Here is an 18,395-nt window from a genome sequence, read left to right on the forward strand (position 1 = left end):
CATAGCGAATCCGTGCAGAGAGGGGCAGCAGGGAATGAGTGTGGTGGAGAGCTGGTCCCGCGTAATGAATCTCCTCCGGGAGCATGCTCCGGCCGATCACGCGGACCTGCCCGGCCCGGCCCCGGAGCGGATGCTCGCGGCCGCCGAGGAGCGCATGGGTGTCTCATTGCCTCAGGAACTGCGGGCGTGGCTGCTGCAGAACAACCTGGATCTTCCCGAGGACGATGTGGACGACGACGTCGCCTGCTGCGGCTACGCCGGGTTCCCGGACGAAGGGAGCTTCTTTCTGGGCATCCGGGCGATGGAGAAGCTCCACGCGAACCACCCCTTGTCCGGTGGGGACGAATGGCGCGAGGAGTGGATCCCGTTCCTGTCGGATCAGGACGCCTGGACGGGGAAGTTCATCGATGCGACGGACGGACGTATCGGCAGATGGTTCGTGGGTGAGCCCACGATCACCGGCGAGTACGCGTCATTGGCCCACTACTTCGACTCCGTGGCGGAGATGCTGACGAGGATCGGCGCGGGGGACCATCGGGTCTGTTCCGTTGTCGATGGGCGACTTGTCTGGTCGTGAGGCCGCGCCGCCGTGAAACAGAAGTGCCCCCCGGCACCGAAGAACGGCCGGGGGGCACTTCTCATAGTCCGGTTACGGAGTGGGTGCGGTGAATCCGTCGAGGTCGAGCCAGTAGTCGTCGTCCTCCATCAAGCGCTGTTCCTTGATGAAGGCGCCGAACGGCCGCATCGACTGGGTGTTCTGCCAGTTCGACATCGAGGACCGGCCACACGGCTCCTTCCACGTCGGTGCCGTGGCATCCGGGCGGAGATGGAGCGTCATGGTGTCGTCGGCGTTGCGCCGGAGGTACGTCTGCACACACTCCTTGCCGCTGTAGGCGACGGGGTTGGGGCCCGCGGAGTTTCCGGCGCTCTGGGCCGCGTTGGCGAAGACGAACTCATCACAGCTCTTCAAGTCGGTCTGTGGCGTGCCTGACTCCAGGCTCCACATGTCGCTGAAGTCACCGGTGCCACTGTAGGCCTTCCACTGCCTGGCGCAGATGAGCTGACGGTTGCGGTCCGACTGGATCTTGCCGGAACCGTCGACGGACATCTTGTTGCCCAGGTAGGTGAGCGGCTTGCTGCTGCTGCGCTGGCCCCACTTGATGTTGGTCTTGCGCCACATCATGTCGATGTGTGCCGCGGCCCCGGGGAACTTCTTGGAGTTCATGACATACGTCGGCTTGTAGCCGGAGAACACACAGCCGGTACCCGCGCCGGAGACCTCGGTGTCGCAACGGATGTCCAGCTTGGCGCTCTCGAACTCGGACGGATTCACGACCGTAGCGCTGTTGACCTTACCGCCGAAAGACATGTACGGGGTGATCGTGTTCTTGGTGCCGCTGGGCGTCCACTTGAACCGCGCAGTAACGGTCCGCAGGAGCGTGTCGCCCTTGGCGAAGGTCTTCGACCCGTTCCAGTCGACGCTGGTGACGACGCAGTAACCGCGGCACTTGGCCTCGTAGTCGAAGGTAGCGGTGCTCACCGCACCGTCCATCAACTTCAGCCGGATCGTGGTGACCTGCGAGAACTCGGCACTACGCGGGTCGAGGTAGTACGTGGTGTAGAGGTCGAAGGCCGCGTTTCCGGTCGGTACGCCGTGCAACATCTCCGTCATCGCGTAGTCGCTGTGGATACAGGCGGTGGTGCGCTTGCGGCTGAGGGAGTGGTTGACCGTCGAGCATGACGCGGTGCTCGTGGCGGCCATAGCCCTCGGCGCCGCCGTGGCGGTGTCTGCCGGGGAGCTGCCGGCCGCGGAGAAGAGGCCGTCGGTGATGTCCTCGTTCGGCTCGACCGGCGCCGGGTCCGGAGCGGTCGGGTCGACCGTCATATTGCCGGTCAGCTTCGTGCCGTTGTACGTGCCCGGCACGAACGCCACCGCGTCGAAGGCGATGTCCGCCGACCCGCTGCCGCCGTTGAAGTTGTCGAGCTGCACCTCCGGGATCTGGTCACCGAACTCGTAGGCACCCAGGTCCACCCACTTGTTGGCCTGGTTCGCCGTCTGCGAGATCGGCGCCTCCACCTCCCCCTCGGGTGTCTGGATCCGGTAGACGGCGTTGGTGGTCTGCGCCCCGTGGTCGGGGATGTGCGCGTAGATCTTCGCCTGGCGGGTCGTGTTGGTCAGCGGAGCGTTCAGCTTCCAGGTACCCGTGACCTTCATACGGTAGGCGTTGCCCGGATAGGACTCCGGGGAGCGGGTGTGCGTGAACCAGAAGTGGTTGCCGTAGCCCGCGCCGATCTGGTGCGTGTCGATCTTCCCCGGATACGTGGTGACAGTGGTCGGGTTGTCCGTCCCGTCATGCGTGAGATCCATCTGGGTGTCCCACGGGACGAACGTGAAGTTGAACGTGCCGCTGGATTTCACCGCACCGCATCCGCGGCTGCCGTCGGCTCCCGCGGGGATGGTGCCGTCGGGCAGGTCGTCGACCACCAAGGTGTGGGCGGGCAGGGACCCGATGGAGCAGTTCGGTGGGTATGAGCCGGCGTCCGGCTGCTCGCCGTAGGACGTGGTGAAGCGGTGCACGCCGTTTCCGCACTCGGCGAGGCGTTCACAGTCCTTCCACTGGTCCTTGGTGATCTCCTCGTGCCACCAGCAGTGCAGCCAGTGCGGGTTGGTGTCGCTGTCGCCCGAGTCGGCGGTGCAGGCGCCCATGCCCTGGTCGTTGGAGTCGTTGTCACCGATCTTGGACGGGTCGCAGTAGTTCGACCCGTTGCAGAACAGGTCAACCGGCGGCTTGGCGTTGGATCGGTCCGCGCTGGTGGACCACCACGCGGCGCGGTAGCCGGCCTTGAAGTCGCCGGGCGCGAACATCGCCGAGATCGGGCGGGCCGCCCAGCCGATCACCTTCTCCTGGTACGGCCAGTCCTGCGGGTGCGCGGCGTGGCTGTAGTCGTCCCCGGCGGGGTTGGTGGCGTTCTGCAGGAAGGGGACGCGGTTGGCCTTCCACAGCGGGTTGGCCGGGTTGTTGGTCCAGCCGACGCCCCAGTGGCCCTGGGAGTCCGCGGTGTTGTAGAAGCCGGAGTTGTACGCCCACAGGGCGAAGAACCAGTTCTCGATCCACTTGGGGTGGCCGCCGTTGATCTTCATCCCGGCGTTGTAGGTCTGGTTCCACTTCTCGGACAGGATCCGCACACCGGCGGCGATGTTCGCCGTGTAGTCGAGGGCGACGGCTTCCTGCGCGAGCGTCGACAGAGCGGTCTCGCCCGGCTTGGTCCTGCCCGCCAGGCGCATACCGTCGGTGGCCTGGGTGATGCCGTAACCGCAGTCGGCGTCCGCCCAGTTGATGCGCCAGGGGTCGAGCTGCTCGCCCGAGGCGGCGTAGTCGACACCGTAGTAGTTGCCGATCAGGGAATTGGCGGTGACACCCGGCACGGCGAAGCGGGTGGCCTGCCACATGTTGGACTCCTGCGCGGTGATGCCGAGCATCACCTGCGCGGGAATGTGCCACTTGTCGGTGACGTCCGGGTCCTCGTTGTCGAGGGTGCCGTTGGGGTCACCGGCGAGCACGGTCGGCGGGAACAGGCCCTGGGGCTGGTAGCCGCCGGTACCGGTGTTCTTCCAGTTCGGTGACCGGTAGAAGTTCAGCTCGCCGACGACGGCCTGGTCCACGGCCCATTCGACCTGGCGCGGAGTGGGCTGGAACGCCTGCTTCTTCACGTCGTTGCGGGCCACCGCGCAGTAGCGTTCCCCGGTGCCCTCGCTCGGGTTGTCGGCCTGCGCGGTGAGGGCCTGGGTGCGGACGGTCTGCGTGGACAGGCCGTCTGTGCTCTTCTTGCCCATGTCCGGGCCGGAGTCGACCGGGCCGCCGGTGGGCAGAGCGGGGGACAGGGCGTGCCCCTGTGCCTCGTCGCCCACGCGGTGCACGCCGGGGCGCAGGTCGAGGGTTACGGAATTGCCCGAGTCCAGCACGCGCAGGGCCGTACGGGCGGGGCGCGGCTTGGCGGCGTCCTCCGGGTTGACCAGGGTGGTCTTCCCATCGGACCAGGTGGTGGTCAGGGCCGCCTGGGCGTGGCTGGAGATCGCCGCGCCCTTGGGGAGCTTGCCGGGGTTGTGCACCCGCTTGGGCAGGGCCTTGGACGTGGCGTCACCGGTGACGAACACCTCGCCGCGTGCCGAGCGGGTCAGGTCCCAGGCGTGCAGCCCGCCGGAGGCGACGGTGACGGGCTCGGCCTTCTTGCCCTGCCTCACCTTCGTACGGTCCAGGTGCTTGGCCCAGGCGGCCGGCTCGTCGGACGCCTTCTTGTCCAACTCGCGGTCGATGAAGGTGATACCGCCGTCGGTGTCGGCGGTGATCTGGAACGGCACCGTGGTGGTGGACGCCAGGGTCTTCTCGGCCGCGCCGTTGATCCGTACCAGCTTGTTGCCGTGGGCGGCGACGATGCCCGCGTCGGTGGGGATCGCCGAGGTGATCTGGCCGGCGAGCGTGACCGGCTTCGACTCCTTGCCGGTGGCCGCGTCGACGGTTATCAGACGGGTCTGCTGCTTATCGTCACCGTCATGGGTGAGCTGGGTGAACACCGCCTGATCGCCCTGGCCGCAGCCGGGCGAGAAGTAGGCGAGCGACGACTGGAACGGCAGCTTGGTGACCTCGCCCGAGGTCAGGTCGACCACCGCGGTGAAGGCACCGCGAACCATCAGCTCGGGCTTGTTGGTGAACATCCGCGGCGCGTACGAGACGGCCGCGTACTTGCCGGACTCGGTGACGCAGTGGTTGCCGATCCAGGTGTCCGAGGCGAAACCGTCCTCGAACAGACTGGCCACCGTCTGGAGTTGGTAGCCGTCCTTCTCCTTGCCCGCAAGGAGGTGGAAGCCGGTGCCGTCACCGGTCGTGGTGACCGCGGTGTCCGCGGATTTCTCGTAGCCCTTGCCGAGCAGGCCGGCGCGGTCCTTCGCGGGGATCGCGGAGGGCTCCAGGGAGAGCTTCTTCTGCTGCTGGGTGGTGTCGCTCCACCCCTGCGCCGCGCTCTTGGGCGGCTTTGGTTCCTCGGCCTGCGCGGGCAGGCTCAGCGGTATCGCCAGCGCGGTGGTCACCGCAAGGGTGATCGGCACGCGCAGACGGATATGGATCTGTCTCAACTGTGTTCCCTCTCTGGTTACTTGACTGCCTTCGCGGCCGCAAGGACCTCGCCCATGCGCTTCTTGATGGCGGCAAGCTGGTCCTTGTTCTCCTTGATCAGCCGCTTCTGGACGGCCGACTCCTCCTTGAACCAGACCTCGATCAGACGGGTCTGCTCCTTGCAGTCGATGTCGTCCAGCGCGAGCTCGATCGCGTTCTTGGTGGTGCCGTCGCCGTCGGCGTAGCCCTGCTCCATCGCCCGGTACGGATCGGCGGCCTTGCGGCCCTTGTCCTTCATGCAGGCCGACCAGCTCTTGAGAGCCTTCTCGACCGGCTTCAGCGGCCGGGACTCGGAGAGGCTTGTCGAGGCGAGCCCGGAGACAAAGCCCGCATCCTCCTCGTTCACCTTGAGCCGCCGCTTCGACCAGCCGGCGCAGCCGCCCTCGTGCAGCTTCTTTCCGTTGTGCTCGGCGCGCGCGGGCTCCGGGACCCTGCCGAAATGGCCGTCGCTGACCTTGGCGCCCTTGGGCGGGGCGAACTCGGGCTTCTTCCGCCCGGTCAGGACCTCCACCTCGATGCCTGAAAGCCCCTCCTCGACGGATGCGAGGCTCCGGGTCAGCTCCTTCGGCAGCCCGTACCCGTACTTCTGTGCCTGTGCGCGGTCGCTGAGGCCGTAACGCCGCTCGATCGAGACGGCGTTGCTGTGGGGCGGCGGGTTCACGCCGGGACGCGGCAGATCGACGGTCAGCCCGTACTCGGACATGCACCGCGTCTGCAGGGTGCGCAGCGCGGTGTCGACGGCGACCTGATCCGCGTAGGAGGGCAGGTAGGACTCAAGCGGCAGCTCCAGGCCCTTGACCAGCCCGGAAGTGGGCACCTCCGCAGGCCAGTTAGCCCGGTCGATCGGGGCCTTGTCCTTCGCCGAGTCGGATGCCGATCCGGACGAGGAGCAGGCACCGAGCGAGACTGCCGCGAGCATGACAGTGGTGGCGACGGTCGCTCGCCTGAGGACGTGCATGGGTCTTCCTTCTCTACGTGACATGAGGTGGTCCACGTGCGTGGCGCGTGCCAGCCGCGCTCCTCACGCTCAGCGGCGCAGCGCCTCCTCCGGGCGGATTCGGGAGTCCTTGCCGTCCGCCCACGCGGTGGTGACCGCGGCATGGCCGTGGCTGGAGAGGTGTGCCCCCTTGGGGAGGCCACCGGGATTCTTCACCGTCGCGGGCAGATCGCCCTTCGTTTCGGCCTTGCCGGTGATGAACACCGTGCCGCTGCCGGTGGCGGTCAGATCCAGCCCGTCGGCGCGCCTGAGGCGACCGTGGTGGGCTTGGCGCCCCTGGTCCGGAGCTGGCTGGCGGCGAGATGCCGCGCGTAACCGGTGGACGGGTTCTTGGTGTTCTTCGACTGGGTACGGTCGATGTAGGTCAGACCGCCGTCCTTGTCGATGGTGAATTAAAACGGGGTTTGTGTGGTGCGGGCGATCTCCGTCAACTTGCCGTTGGCGCTGGCCTTGACGACACGGTTGCCGTGCGCAGCGACGGCGCCGCCGTCCACTGGGACGGCGGAGGAGACCTGCCCGTTGCACACGACCGGGACACCGGCTTTGCCGGTGGCGGCGTCGACGGTGATCAGGCGGGTCTGCTGCGCGTGGTTATCCTCGTAGGAGAGTTGGGTGAACACGGCCTTTTCTCCCGCGCCGCACCCGGGGTTGAAGTAGGCCAAGGATGCCTGGAGCGGCAACTTGGTGACTTTGCCAGTCGTCAGGTCCACCACGGCGGCGAACGCGCCACGAGCCATGAGCTCCGGCTTGTTGGTGAAGGTGCGAGGTGCGTAGGCCACGGCCGCGCGGTTCCCGGAGGCGGTCAGACACGAGCTACCGATCCAGGTGTCGGTTTCGAAGCGCGGTTCGGACAGGGTTGCCGCGGTCTTCCACGCGTACCCGGTCGCCTCGTCGGCGACTAGCAGGTGGAAGCCGGTTCCATCACCGGAGGTGGTGAACGCGGTGTCGGCGGACTGCTTGTAGTGGGAGCCCAGCAGCTCGGTCCGGTTCCCGGGAGCGACGGATTCCGGCTTGTGGACGTCTTGGGATTTCGGGGCCTGGTACTGGGCGGCAGCCTTTGGGGGCGACGGTTCGGCCGCTCTCGCGGGGGTGGTCAGCGGTATCGCCAGTGCTGTCGCCACAGCGACGACGACCGGCACCCGCAAAGGTCTTGTCGATCTCTTCCTTTTCACACTCTTCCTCAGGTTGGGACGGACGATCCGCTCCGGGGTTGTCGCTGGCCGGAGGGATCTCAGCCGCCGGGCTTTCCTCGGCGGAGTCTGAACGCGACCCCAGCACAAGGCGACCGGTCATATGCCGTGCTGCGATGAAACCGACTCGGAAACTGGACACGTCGTGAGGGAGTGAATGGCCATGGCCCGTCAGGCAATACGATCGTGTCTCAGCAACAAGCCAGGCCAAGCCGAGCGCTGGGGGCTTGGTTCACTCCCCGCGGACACAGCACACCTATCTGTCGCTGACTGTGGGGGTGTACTCGTCAACGTAGATTTTCGGATGCTGGGGAATCGGACCGAGATGTTTTCCTCCGATCACGGTGGCGTCACGTCCTATGGCTCCCGGTTGCACGTTCTGGATCCGGAAGTTGTTGTAGGCGACCCAGCCTTCGCCGTCGGCGATGCTGATTTTGATCTGGTAGCTGGCCGGTTTGTCGTTCGTATTGGTGACAGCGATGGCCGTATATACACCAATTGCATTCGGTGTTGCGCGTACTTCTACATCGCCGTAGGTGAGCACACGAGTGGATCCCTCATCATGAAATGACGGTGTGGGATCAGTCTTCTGCGGAACAGGCGGCGTTTCTGAGGCAGCCACCGACACACGAGTTGAAGGATGAGGCTCGGGTTGTGTGTTCACAGGCTGACCAGAACCGGAGCACCCGCATATCATTACCATGACAGCGAGAAGAGGAAGCCCTCGGACCACGAAGGTCCGAGCGCTTCCTTCCATATCCCTATTCATCAATTGCAGGACCCGACCGTCTGAACGTTGTCGATGACGACGGCGCCGCTAGAAGACTTCATGTAGGAGTACACCGTGCCGCAGTAGCCGCGCTTCTGATAGACGGGCCCGGCGTAGGTGCTGTAGGAGCCGAAGTCCTGGGTAGCAGCGGTGGAAGTGTAGTTGTCGTTTAGACGGACGCCCATGTAGCGAGTGGAGCCTGTGTCGTTGAAGAACACGGCACAGATGGGCTTGTCGTAGTAGGAGCCTCCGGTCGAGGTGCCGTTGGTCCAGGTGTAGGTGGTGCCGTTGGTGCCGTACCGCCATGCTCCGGTAGAGATGGTGTAGCCCGCGCCGCACACGTTCGCCGTGGCGGCAGCAGCCAGGGTGTTGGACTCCAGCGTCTCCTTCGTACCTTCCGGCGCGTTCTTGTCCAAGGCCAGTCCGTGGCCCTGGCCACCGGCGAACTGCACAATCTCGACGGACTTGTTCGACGGAACCGGCTTGTCGGCGGCGTTCGCCGTACTCGCCAGCACCGTACCGCCCAGGAGAAGAGCAGCAACGGTAAAGACTCCGAGCTTAGAGGCTGTATGCATAAATGTTCCTTGCGTTTTTGTTTTCCAGTCAGTTAAGTGGCGTACAGGCGGTGGCCATGGCCTCGCGGTTTCGCTACCCCTGCACTCGGCGGTATGAGTGGGTTGTGGCGGCGGTGAAAGGCCGCATAAGTGAGCGTGAACGCCACCTGTCGTGGTCCTCGCGCGTAGCCATTCCCGCCAAGGGCCGATCAGTATTCCATGAGGCGGCGCTATTCGACCTATTTCAAGGCATAAGGGCGAGAACAGCCCTACTCTACAAGTGGAGGCATGATGCGGTACCCAGGCTCCGTAGCCAGAGTTCACGGAATTCTGAAGCCAGAGTTGAATGCTCCCGGCATAGCGGGCCTGTGGTCGATGTCGAAAGCGATCCGGTTGGGTACAGGAAAGTCAATACTCACTGCACAAGTCACAACTGCGGCAGCCTTGCTTATGCGATTTCCTCAACCAGGACCATGCGTCCGACAAGCGACAGGGATACACCCTTCAGCCTTAAATCGATGCCATCGAGCCCAACCACGTCATCTCCTCCCCCCGCAGGAGTGCCAATTCGACGAGGCAATCCCCCGAGCGCGAGTCGCAGGTTCGGGGCGTCAAGCCTCACACTAGGTAGTGGACGTAATCTGAGCAAACATATTACCCGACGCAAAGAATCGTGATCGTTTCCGCTGGGCTTTGCATGGCTCCGGGGTGACTGGCAGTTACCCCGACCATTGACATACGCGACAAATCGTCAGGATACGATGTGTTTTTTGCGTTTCGGGTGAGGCGTGCCGGCGCGTGAGCGAATTTCGGCCATTAGGGCGTGAAGGTTAACTGTTGGGGTGCATGAATTCAGCCGGTCGCCCACCCCCTCGACCTGGAGTTGGTTAGGCACTGCTGATGTTCAGCAACATTCCCTAGTGTTGACTCACTTCAGAAATCTGTTTCGGCCACACGTGCATCAATCTCAAGTTCCAGTTGGTGGGAGTTGGCGACGGCCCAGGCCACACTGCGTCACGATGTGACATCGATCACACTGCAACTCGCTGCAGGGATGATGCGTTCTCGCATCGTGGGATGAAGGCGTCGATCGCGGCCGAGTGTTTGGGATGCCGAGGTTCACGAAGCGGCCTCTCCTCGGTGGTCAGCCATCGGATCAGAGCAGCCAGGCATCTGCGGACCGGTCCACGCTGTCTCTGACGTTGTTCGCCCGTATGCACACCGGGGACCATGTGCCCAGGGAGGTATTGACCGCTGAACTGTCGTCACTCGACTTTCGCTGTTCTCGCGGGGTCGGTGTGATCAGGCTGTGTGTTGGAGGCTTGCTTGGGCCCAGGCTTGGTGGACGGCCTGGATTTCGGCGCCTGTCGGCTGGCCTGGGGTGACGGGGAGAAATCGGGCGGCGGTGATCTCGCGGCGGAGCTTGGCGAGCATGTCGGCGAAGGACGGGTCGGTCTTGGTGGTGTACCAGGGGGCCCATGCGCGGTGGTCGGCGGCGTCGCTGGGATGGTGGCCGTGCAACGCGTGCCAGACGACGGTGATCGAGTAGCAGTACAGGCCGAACGGGACGGTGCGGCGGACCGCGCTCTCGGAGCGGTGGCGGGCTTGTCCGACGCCGAGCAGGGTGCGGGCTTCGGCGAAGGCGGTCTCGATGGACCACCGCCAGGCGTATCGCGTGACCAGGGCCGCGGTGGGGGTGGCGAGGTCGGTGGTGACCAGGGCCAGGCCGTAGCCGGTGGCGGTGTCCTGGTCGCGGATCAGGATGACGCGGACGGTCTGGGTGTGGAAGGAGCCGTACCAAAGGCAGCGGACCTCGGCGATTTGGACCTGGTCGGTACGGCCGTACCGGGCGACGCGTGTGGTCGTGAATGTGGCGGTCTCCGCGAGTTCGGCGGGCGTGCCCAGCCTGGCGCCCTTGAGGCGGGGGCGGCCGCGCTTGTTGGTCGGTGGCGGTGCGAGGTCGAACAGCGCGGCGCTGGCCGGTAGCCGGGTGGTGAGGGTGATCGCTTCGGGCAGGTGGCGCAGGGCCCTGCCGTGGTAGGGGGCGTCCGCCACCATGTGCAGGGGCCGGTTCAGGTACACGGCCAGCAGTTTCACCGCCGACGCGGCGAGCTCGACCTTCGACGGGCCGGTCTTCGGCCGCCACAGCCGGGCCATCACCGGCAGGCACACCGGCCGGGTGAGGAACGGCAGTTCCACGACGACCCCGACTACCACGAAGCATGTTCCGCGCCCGACCGGCTTCGGGCCTTTGGCGGCGCCGTCGTGCTGCCACGCGGCACCGAACACCTTCTTCCCGCTCCGCTTGAACAAGGTGTCGTCGACCGCGACCGTGATCGCCGCGCCCTGCGGCAGCAGCGTACTGACGATCAGATGGGCCAGAACAATCCCCAGGATGTCGACGTTCCAGCGCGTCCGGGAGAAGAAGGCGTGGGCCCGGTCGTGCGGCCAAGCTTGGGCCAGGCCCGCCCCGGTCAGCATCCCGGTCACCGTGCCGGCCCCGGTCTGCGCGACCAGCCCGGTCACCATCGCGGTGAACGTCGTGAACCCCGGCGCGGTGAACACACACAGCTTCCCCAGCACCGCCGACAACGACGCGGGCACCACCACACTCGCCGGCATCGGCTTCCCCTCCCCGGGCGCAATCGCCACACCCCGAGGCTGCCGAGGCCCTGGTCCGCCGCGGGCACGAACACCCAGCCCGTCACCCATCCGGGTGGGCACCGAAGTTCGGCCCCCGCGCACCAACCACCTACCGGCGCGGTCCGAACAAGCGACGCCGCCGCGAAGGCTGCTCGGGGAAGGCGACCTCGAAGTGGAAACCGTCGTCGCCGACCGCGCGCCGTAACGTCCGCAACAGCCGGTCTGCCGGTTGCCGAGGGGCGCCTCGCCGACGAACGCACGGGCGTTGTGCGCGGTCGGTCGGGTCAGACGTGGCAGTGTACGTTGACTAGTGCCGCATCAGACAACGTTCGCCTCGTTGTGACGCGCGTCCGCCTTCGGGCCGGGACCGGCGCGCGTCGGCCATGCTGTCCTGATGGCTGAACGTGTTCGGGTGCGGGAGATCGACGACGATGAGGGCCAGAGGCTGCTGCGGATCATCCGTCGGGGCAGCGGGTCAGTGGTGACCTGGCGGCGGGCCCAGATGGTGCTGCTGTCCGCGCAGGGCATGCCCGTCGACAAGATCGCGACGGTGACGTTCACCAGCCCGGACCGCGTCCGCGACGTCCTGCACAACTTCAATGCCGACGGCTTCGACTCGCTCTACCCGAAGTACAAGGGCAGGGTGGCCGCGAAGGTGATGACCCGGAGATCGTCGGCGCGGGCGAGGGCGAGCCAGGCAGTCACCTTGCAGTCGCGCAGGACGGCCTTCGCCAGTCCGTCGCTGTCCAGGACGAGGGTGCCGCCCGGGACCGCGGGGAAGTCCGGGTCACGCGGCGTCCGCCCGGTCCGAGCCCTGCTGCCGCCGGGCCTGGTGGAGTTCGTCGCGCAGGGCCTGGATCTCCTCGCCCACCGACTTGGCGGGGGCGGCCGCCGCGGAAGCGCACCGCGACTGCGGGACTACAACCCGGCGAAGGGTTCGGGCTGCTGGTGCGTCGTGAAGACGGGGCGCCCTCGCACACGCTATCGCGGGCCGGCAGCCACGCCTTGTTCTGCACCGGCCAGGAGGCGTCAGGCGTCGACGCAGAGGAGCGCGTCACTCACGGGTTCCACTGGTGTGGCCGCTGTGGGAACCGTGTGAACGGTCCAGCGGAAGGCCCCCGGCCGATCCAGGCGCAGTGCAGCGGTGTGCGTGCCGTCTCCCCGTGGCCGAACCGGTGCCTGGGCGATGACCTCGTCATTGGACGGATCGGTCACGGTAACGGTCAGTACCAGGCCGTTCGAGCCTTCGACGGACTCTGCTCGCACCGACCATTTTTCGCCGGGCGCGACCCATGGCTCAGCCTCGACGGCGATCTCGTCCATCGCGGCCATCGGGCGCCGGGGCCGGGCGGTGACGATTCCGTGTACTTGAAGGACGACATGGCGCTGCTGTTGCAGAGACGCATGCCGCCCGGAGACGAACACCGATGCGGCGTCGTCCCCCCATTCCGGGGGCGCGGCGGAGCACCGCGGGACGGTGCCGTCGCCACGCTGGAACAGGTCCTCCGGGGAATGGAGGAGCACTTCGTCACCGACCGACGCCCACGTAGCCGTCTTCTGATGACAGCTCATCAAGGCGTGATAGGAAGGGCGTTCGTCCCCGTTCGCGGCGATTGCCGCTCGTATCTGCTGGTGGAACTGCTGAGCACGCTGCCGGCAGACGTCAGGCAGCCCGGGCACCGCGGTGTCGGTCAGCGGACGCAGGATGTCGGGGGAGGGGCCGACACAGGCGTAGGCGGGGAGCAACTCGGCGACCGAGGGGAGAGAGCGCACCAACTCGCCGAAATGGAAGCGTCGCTGGCCCAGCGACGCGTAGCCGTTGGCCAGGACGGCCAGCGCCTTGGCCGCGCCCGTGAAGGGCGTACCGATGGTGATGATCCGGCGCGTCAGCTTCTCCGTGTCAAGGCATTCCGCGTAGTAGCGGGCGATCAGGCCTCCCATGGAATGGGCCACGAACACCAGTCTGGCGGCCGGGAAACGTCGTCTGCGATGAAGCAACAGAGGTTCGACCACGGCCTTGAGTCGACGTGCCGTGAAGACATTCGACTGCCGCCAGTCGTAAGGGAACTCGATGACGGACTCCGGCCCTAGGGGCGCGAGTTCCCTTCGCAGTCTTGCCAGCAGTCGGTCGTAGCCGTCGACACTGAGAAAGCCCGGAATGATGCCGAGTGTCCGCAGGGTGCCGGTAGGACGGGCGCCGTCGTTGAACCCGTGCTCCGGATCGTCGAACGCCTGCGGGGGCAACGCCAAATCCTGTGTCAGCCGGTCGGAGAGCCGGTCCAGCCGGGCCACACTACGGTATCCCCAGATCTGACGGGGGCCCCGGCTCAGCGTGCTCCCGAGGATGCCGGGGAGGACGACGACGAGATCGGCTGCGAGGTGCTGCACAACTTGGCCTCCGCTCCGGGCAGTTTGTGTCAGTATTCCATCCTGTGACCACGCGTGACGGAGGCTCAGTCTTTTCTCTCGGGATCGACTACCGCGAAAGCGCGCACTCGGACCTTCCCGAGGCATTGACCGATGCGGTCCGCGTCGAGGATTTCTTCCGCCAGTGGGGGTTCTCGCCGGTGGCCGGGTGCCGAGGCCTGGCCGCGGCCGACGCCACGGTGATCCGGGACGCGGTCGAGAACTGGTCGGACGGCATCCGGATGTTCGACAACGGCGCTCCGCTGGTGCTGTACCTGGCCGGCCACGGCAGGCTGCACCACGGCCGTCACCACATCCTCACGGCCTCCAGCCCGCCCCACCCGCCGTACGGCGGAAAAAAGTCGATCAGCGCGGACGACCTCGTCGAGCAGATCCTCAACAGCGGAGCGTCCAAGGCACTGGTCATGCTCGACGTGTGCCACGCAGGGTTCGCGGCCTCACAGGTGCAGCAGGCGCTGTCCCAGGTCGCTGCCGCTCAGGCCGCGCCGACGATGGACCTGGGTGTTCTGGTGTCCTGTCTGCACCACGAGCGCTGCTACAGCGGATCGTTCGTCAAGGCGCTGCTGTCGGCCCTGGCGGAAGGGTCGGAGCAGGGGCACTGGAAGGACGGCGACGAGTTCGTCACACTGCACGAACTGCGTGATGAACTCCGGGAACGGCTGAAGGACGAACAATGCGCCGAGGTCGCAGGGCGCAGTGGGCTGAAGATCGTGCCCAATCCGCGCTACCGGGCGGACGCGGCGGCCCGATCGGTGGAACTCGGCGAACTGTTGCGCAGGTTGCCGCCCGCCGACCGCGAACACTTCCTGCAGAAGGCGGCGAGCACCGACGCCAACGACGTGGGATGGTTCTTCACCGGCCGACAGCAGATGTCGCGAGAGATCGTGTCCTGGCTGGCCACCCACGACCGAGGTGTGCACGTCGTCACCGGGGCGCCCGGCGCGGGCAAGTCGGCGTTCATCGGCCGCCTCGCCGTACTGGCGGATCTGTACTCCCAGCCGGCCTGCCGGGCTCTCGGCATTCTCGACGGGGATCCTGACACCCGCCCGGAGGTCGGTTGCTTCGATGCCGTGTCCCACCTGAAGAACCGGCGAGTCGACGACACCGCCACGGACATCGCCCGGCAACTCGGCATCGATCTGGCGGACTCCGCCAGTCCGGCGCGGGACCTGGTGCTGGAACTCGCGGACTCCGGCCGGCGCGTGACGATCCTCGCCGACGCCCTCGACGAGTCCGAGCGAGGCGAGGAGGAGTTCGTGGCCCGTGACGTGCTGCGGGCCATCGGCAGCCTGGAGGGATGCCGTGTGGTCGTCGGCACACGGCGTGACCGGGACGGCCGATTCGATGCCACTCCGGACGACCCGGGCCCGCTGGTGGCGGCGCTGCGACCGCGTACCGGCTCCTTCCACATCCTCGATCTGAGCGCCGACCCTGCCACGGCCGACGACATCGCACACTATGTCGATGAACGGCTGAAAGGACGGTGGAGCACGCCCGAACGCCGGGCCACCGCCGCCCGCGAGGTCGCCGAACAGGCTGGCAGAGTCTTCCTCTACGCCCGGTTCGCGCTGCGCGTTCTGGAAGGCTTCGACGAGCGGACGGTCGACGAACCCGGTTGGCACACCCGACTGCCCAGCGACGTGGGCCATGCCGGTCTGCACGAGGTGTTCGCACGTGACCTGGAGCGTTTCGATGATCACGTCATGGTGCGCGAAGTGCTGACCCCGCTCGCGTTCACCCGTGGCCGCGGTCTTCCCAGACGGCAGATCTGGTCGGCGCTGGCCACCGAACTGGCCCGCTCGGGCCGGGCGTACCGCGACTCGGACGTCGCGAGGATCATCCGTGAAGCGGGCTGGTACCTGACCGAGGCGACCGAGGACGGGCAGGCGGTGTTCCGTCTTTACCACCAAGCCATCGCCGACTATCTCAGCGAGGTGATGTGCGATGACGACTAAGGCGGACCTGGAGCGAGCTATCGCTCGGTGCCTTCACGGGCTGGCGGCGGCCGACGGTTGGGAACACGCCAACGCGTACACCGCCCACTACCTGGCCCTGCACGCCCGTGCGGGAGGGGTGCTGACCGAGCTGGCCGGTGACGTGGACTTCCTGGTGGCGGCCGAACCGGAGGTGCTGGCCAACAGTCTCGGGGCGGGGCTGGACCCGGCGCTGCCTGACAGCGCCCGCCTCTTTCTGCGCTGTGCCCACCAACTGCGAGGCCAAGAGCCCGGGGAACGGGCCGCAGTCCTGGCGCTGGCCGCGCTGGAGCACGGCGGGTCCCTGGGGCTGCCCGAGCGGCCCGACGCATGCTGGTGGCCGCTGTGGTCCCGGGTCGAACCGACTGCCTATCACAGGGTTCTGGCAGGTCACACCGCCGCCGTGTACGCCGTGGCTCTCGGCGACCTGGACGGCCGGCCCGTGGCGGCGACCGGCAGCGGCGACTGCACCGTGCGTATCTGGGACCTGCGTGACGGCGTTGCCCTGCGCGTTCTGGAGGGCCACACCCAGGGAGTGAACTCCGTCGCGCTCGGTCTCTTCGATGACGCCCCGTCCGTACTGTCCGCGGGGGGCGACGGCACCGTCCGGGTGTGGAACCTGCGCACGGGCGCCCAGACCCATGTGCTCGAAGGCCACACCCATGGCGTGCGCACCGTGGTGCTCGGTTATGTGGCAGGCCGGCCTGTCGTCGTCACCGGCAGTGACGACGGCACGATCAGGGTGTGGGACCAACACACCTGTGGGATGGTCCGGGTGTTGGAGGGACATACCCACGGGGTGCGATGTGTGGCGCTCGGCCATGTCCGCGATGTCACCGTGGCGGTCGCGGGGAGCCACGACGGCGCGGTGCGCATCTGGGACCTGCACCATGGCACATTGCTGAGGACCCTCCGCCGACATACCGGTCCCGTCCGTTCGGTCGCCGTGGGCCGGCTCGACGGCCGGGCGGTGTTCGCGTCGGGCGGCGGCGACACCCGCATCCTGCTGTGGGACCTTGGCGAGGGGACCACACCCCTGCGCGTGATCGACGGCTACACCTACGGGGTGAATTCCATCGGCATGGGTGCGGCCGGCGGGCATGCGGCGATGCTCACCGGTAGCTACGACACCACCGTGCAGTTGCTGAGCGTGTCCGACGGCACTCCGCTGCGGGTTCTGGAAGGGCACAGCGGGGGAGTCAGATCTGTGAGCCTGGGGACGCTGGACGGCATTCCGGTCGCCGTGTCGGGCAGCTACGACTGCACCGTGCGGGTGTGGGACCTGTCCGAGGACGAGGCGTCCGGCAACTGGTCCGGCCAGCCCGAATGGAAGCGGACGGTGGCCACGGTCCACGATGGCGACCGCTGCCTGGTGGTGACAGGAGGCAACGACTGCCGGGTGCAGGTCTGCGACGCGCGTGACGGCCACCTGCTGCGCGAACTCCAGGGACACACCGATTGGGTGCGGTCGGTGGCGGCGGGGGAGATGGACGGTACGCCGATAGCCCTTACCGGCGGTGACGACAGCACCGTACGCATGTGGGATCTGCGTCACGGACTGCCACTGCACGTCCTGGAAGGACACACCGACTGGGTTCGCTCGGTGGCCCTGGCGCGTCTCGACGACGTTCCGCTCGGCCTGACCGCGGGCAACGACGGGACCGTTCGGATCTGGGACCTGAGCCGCGGAGCGGCCGTCCGCGTACTCGACGCGGGTCCGGGAGGGCCGGTGTACGCAGTCGCGGCGGGAGGCCGGCCGGACGCTCCGCTGGTGGTGGCCGGCTGCGACGACGGGACGGTCCGTGCCTGGCCGCTGAGGGACGGGGACGGCCCGCCTCTGGTGCTCCGCGGCCACAGCGACTGGGTGCGGTCGGTGGCGTGCGGAGCGATGGACGGAACGCCGGTGGCCGTCACCGGCGGCGACGACGGCACCGTACGGGTATGGGACCTGCGCCGCGGTGAATCGGTGCGCGTCCTTGAGGGGCACGGCGGCTCGGTGTACGCGGTCGCGGTCGGTGACGGAGCCGAGCGGGGGCTGCTGGTGGTCACCGGAAGCCAGGACGGCACCGTCCGGCTGTGGGACCCGCGCAACGGGTCCCACATCGTCATGCCGTTGACCGGCTGCACAGGTCTCGCGTTGCACGAGCGCACGCTGACCGTGGCCACCCATCGTGGCGTCCTGGCAGTGACCCTGTTCCCCTCCGCACGGCCGGCCTCCGAAGAGTTCACCGCTCGGCCGTCGCAGTCATGAACCGTCCTGGTTCATGAAGGGCACCTCGATCCGGAACGAGACCCCGCACCCACCGGCCTCGGGCGCCCCCGGGTGGAGGCCGGCTGGGCACGCGCACGCGACGGCCAGAACGAACGTCTCCTTCCTTCGGGGAGCGTGCTGCTCACCCCCGGCGGACGGCCCGGAGGGCGGGCCGTGCTCGCGGACCGATGCGGGATGGTGCGTCTGCAGGACGTCGATGCGGTGCTTGCACCGGGGGCAGTGACCCCAGACGTGCGTCACGACGACTTGGTGCGGGGCGTGTCGGGCCTGGCCGTGCAGCAGGCCCTCCTTGAGGAGGTCCATTGCCTTGTGACTCCACGAGGGATCACGGCTCTCGGCGAAACGGGGCGCTGCCGCACCGGAGGCCGCCGGGATCGCCTCAGGAGGTTGCGGAGCGCC

Annotated in this window: 12 protein-coding genes and 2 pseudogenes; 4 read left to right on the forward strand and 10 right to left on the reverse strand. The window is 67.1% G+C overall.

Annotated features, from left to right (window positions below; translation table 11 throughout):
* Positions 1-64 precede the first annotated feature (64 nt).
* Positions 65-577, forward strand: coding sequence for an SMI1/KNR4 family protein (locus tag V1460_RS10070; RefSeq protein WP_338673404.1), 513 nt, complete (start codon positions 65-67; stop codon positions 575-577).
* Positions 578-649: 72 nt separating this feature from the next.
* On the opposite strand, the gene V1460_RS10075 is transcribed toward V1460_RS10070, so the two are convergent.
* The 7 genes from V1460_RS10075 to V1460_RS10105 form a co-directional block, all read right to left on the reverse strand.
* Positions 650-5,131 (reverse strand): hypothetical protein, encoded by a 4,482-nt coding sequence (locus V1460_RS10075; protein ID WP_338673405.1) that lies wholly within the window; start codon positions 5,129-5,131, stop codon positions 650-652.
* A 17-nt stretch (positions 5,132-5,148) separates the two neighbouring features.
* The gene (locus V1460_RS10080) at positions 5,149-6,129 is read right to left on the reverse strand and encodes a hypothetical protein (protein WP_338673406.1); all 981 of its coding nucleotides are present in this window, start codon (positions 6,127-6,129) and stop codon (positions 5,149-5,151) included.
* Positions 6,130-6,198: 69 nt separating this feature from the next.
* On the reverse strand, positions 6,199-6,372 hold the full coding sequence (locus tag V1460_RS10085) for a hypothetical protein (protein WP_338673407.1): 174 nt from the start codon (positions 6,370-6,372) through the stop codon (positions 6,199-6,201).
* 188 nt (positions 6,373-6,560) lie between these two features.
* Positions 6,561-7,307, reverse strand: coding sequence for a hypothetical protein (locus V1460_RS10090; RefSeq protein ID WP_338673408.1), 747 nt, complete (start codon positions 7,305-7,307; stop codon positions 6,561-6,563).
* 307 nt (positions 7,308-7,614) lie between these two features.
* A complete protein-coding gene (locus V1460_RS10095; RefSeq protein ID WP_338673409.1) occupies positions 7,615-7,902 on the reverse strand; it encodes a hypothetical protein in 288 nt (95 codons plus the stop codon).
* Positions 7,903-8,126: 224 nt separating this feature from the next.
* On the reverse strand, positions 8,127-8,702 hold the full coding sequence (locus V1460_RS10100) for a hypothetical protein (protein ID WP_338673410.1): 576 nt from the start codon (positions 8,700-8,702) through the stop codon (positions 8,127-8,129).
* 1,281 nt (positions 8,703-9,983) lie between these two features.
* Positions 9,984-11,333 (reverse strand): transposase, encoded by a 1,350-nt coding sequence (locus tag V1460_RS10105; RefSeq protein WP_338673411.1) that lies wholly within the window; start codon positions 11,331-11,333, stop codon positions 9,984-9,986.
* 385 nt (positions 11,334-11,718) lie between these two features.
* Here V1460_RS10105 and V1460_RS10110 point away from each other — a divergent pair.
* Positions 11,719-11,964: pseudogene (locus V1460_RS10110) on the forward strand (helix-turn-helix domain-containing protein); the annotation flags it as partial.
* On the opposite strand, the pseudogene V1460_RS10115 reads toward V1460_RS10110, so the two are convergent.
* Together V1460_RS10115 and V1460_RS10120 are read right to left on the reverse strand one after the other, a co-directional pair.
* Positions 11,964-12,074, reverse strand: a pseudogene (locus tag V1460_RS10115) (DNA-binding protein); the annotation flags it as partial. The pseudogenes V1460_RS10110 and V1460_RS10115 sit on opposite strands and share 1 nt — an antisense overlap.
* Before the next feature lie 279 nt (positions 12,075-12,353).
* Positions 12,354-13,712: a lipase/acyltransferase domain-containing protein gene (locus V1460_RS10120; RefSeq protein ID WP_338673412.1), complete on the reverse strand. Its 1,359-nt coding sequence runs from the start codon at positions 13,710-13,712 to the stop codon at positions 12,354-12,356.
* Positions 13,713-13,756: 44 nt separating this feature from the next.
* Here V1460_RS10120 and V1460_RS10125 point away from each other — a divergent pair, with 44 nt between their 5' ends.
* Positions 13,757-15,706 carry a caspase family protein gene (locus V1460_RS10125; RefSeq protein ID WP_338673413.1) on the forward strand — a complete coding sequence of 650 codons (1,950 nt, stop codon included), beginning with the start codon at positions 13,757-13,759 and terminating at the stop codon, positions 15,704-15,706.
* On the forward strand, positions 15,696-17,975 hold the full coding sequence (locus V1460_RS10130) for a WD40 repeat domain-containing protein (protein ID WP_338673414.1): 2,280 nt from the start codon (positions 15,696-15,698) through the stop codon (positions 17,973-17,975). The genes V1460_RS10125 and V1460_RS10130 overlap by 11 nt, the downstream gene beginning before the upstream one ends.
* On the opposite strand, the gene V1460_RS10135 is transcribed toward V1460_RS10130, so the two are convergent.
* Positions 17,970-18,299, reverse strand: coding sequence for a hypothetical protein (locus V1460_RS10135; protein ID WP_338673415.1), 330 nt, complete (start codon positions 18,297-18,299; stop codon positions 17,970-17,972). The two genes, V1460_RS10130 and V1460_RS10135, sit on opposite strands and share 6 nt — an antisense overlap.
* Positions 18,300-18,395: the final 96 nt, after the last annotated feature.

The sequence above is a fragment of the Streptomyces sp. SCSIO 30461 genome (assembly GCF_037023745.1).
Taxonomy (GTDB): domain Bacteria; phylum Actinomycetota; class Actinomycetes; order Streptomycetales; family Streptomycetaceae; genus Streptomyces.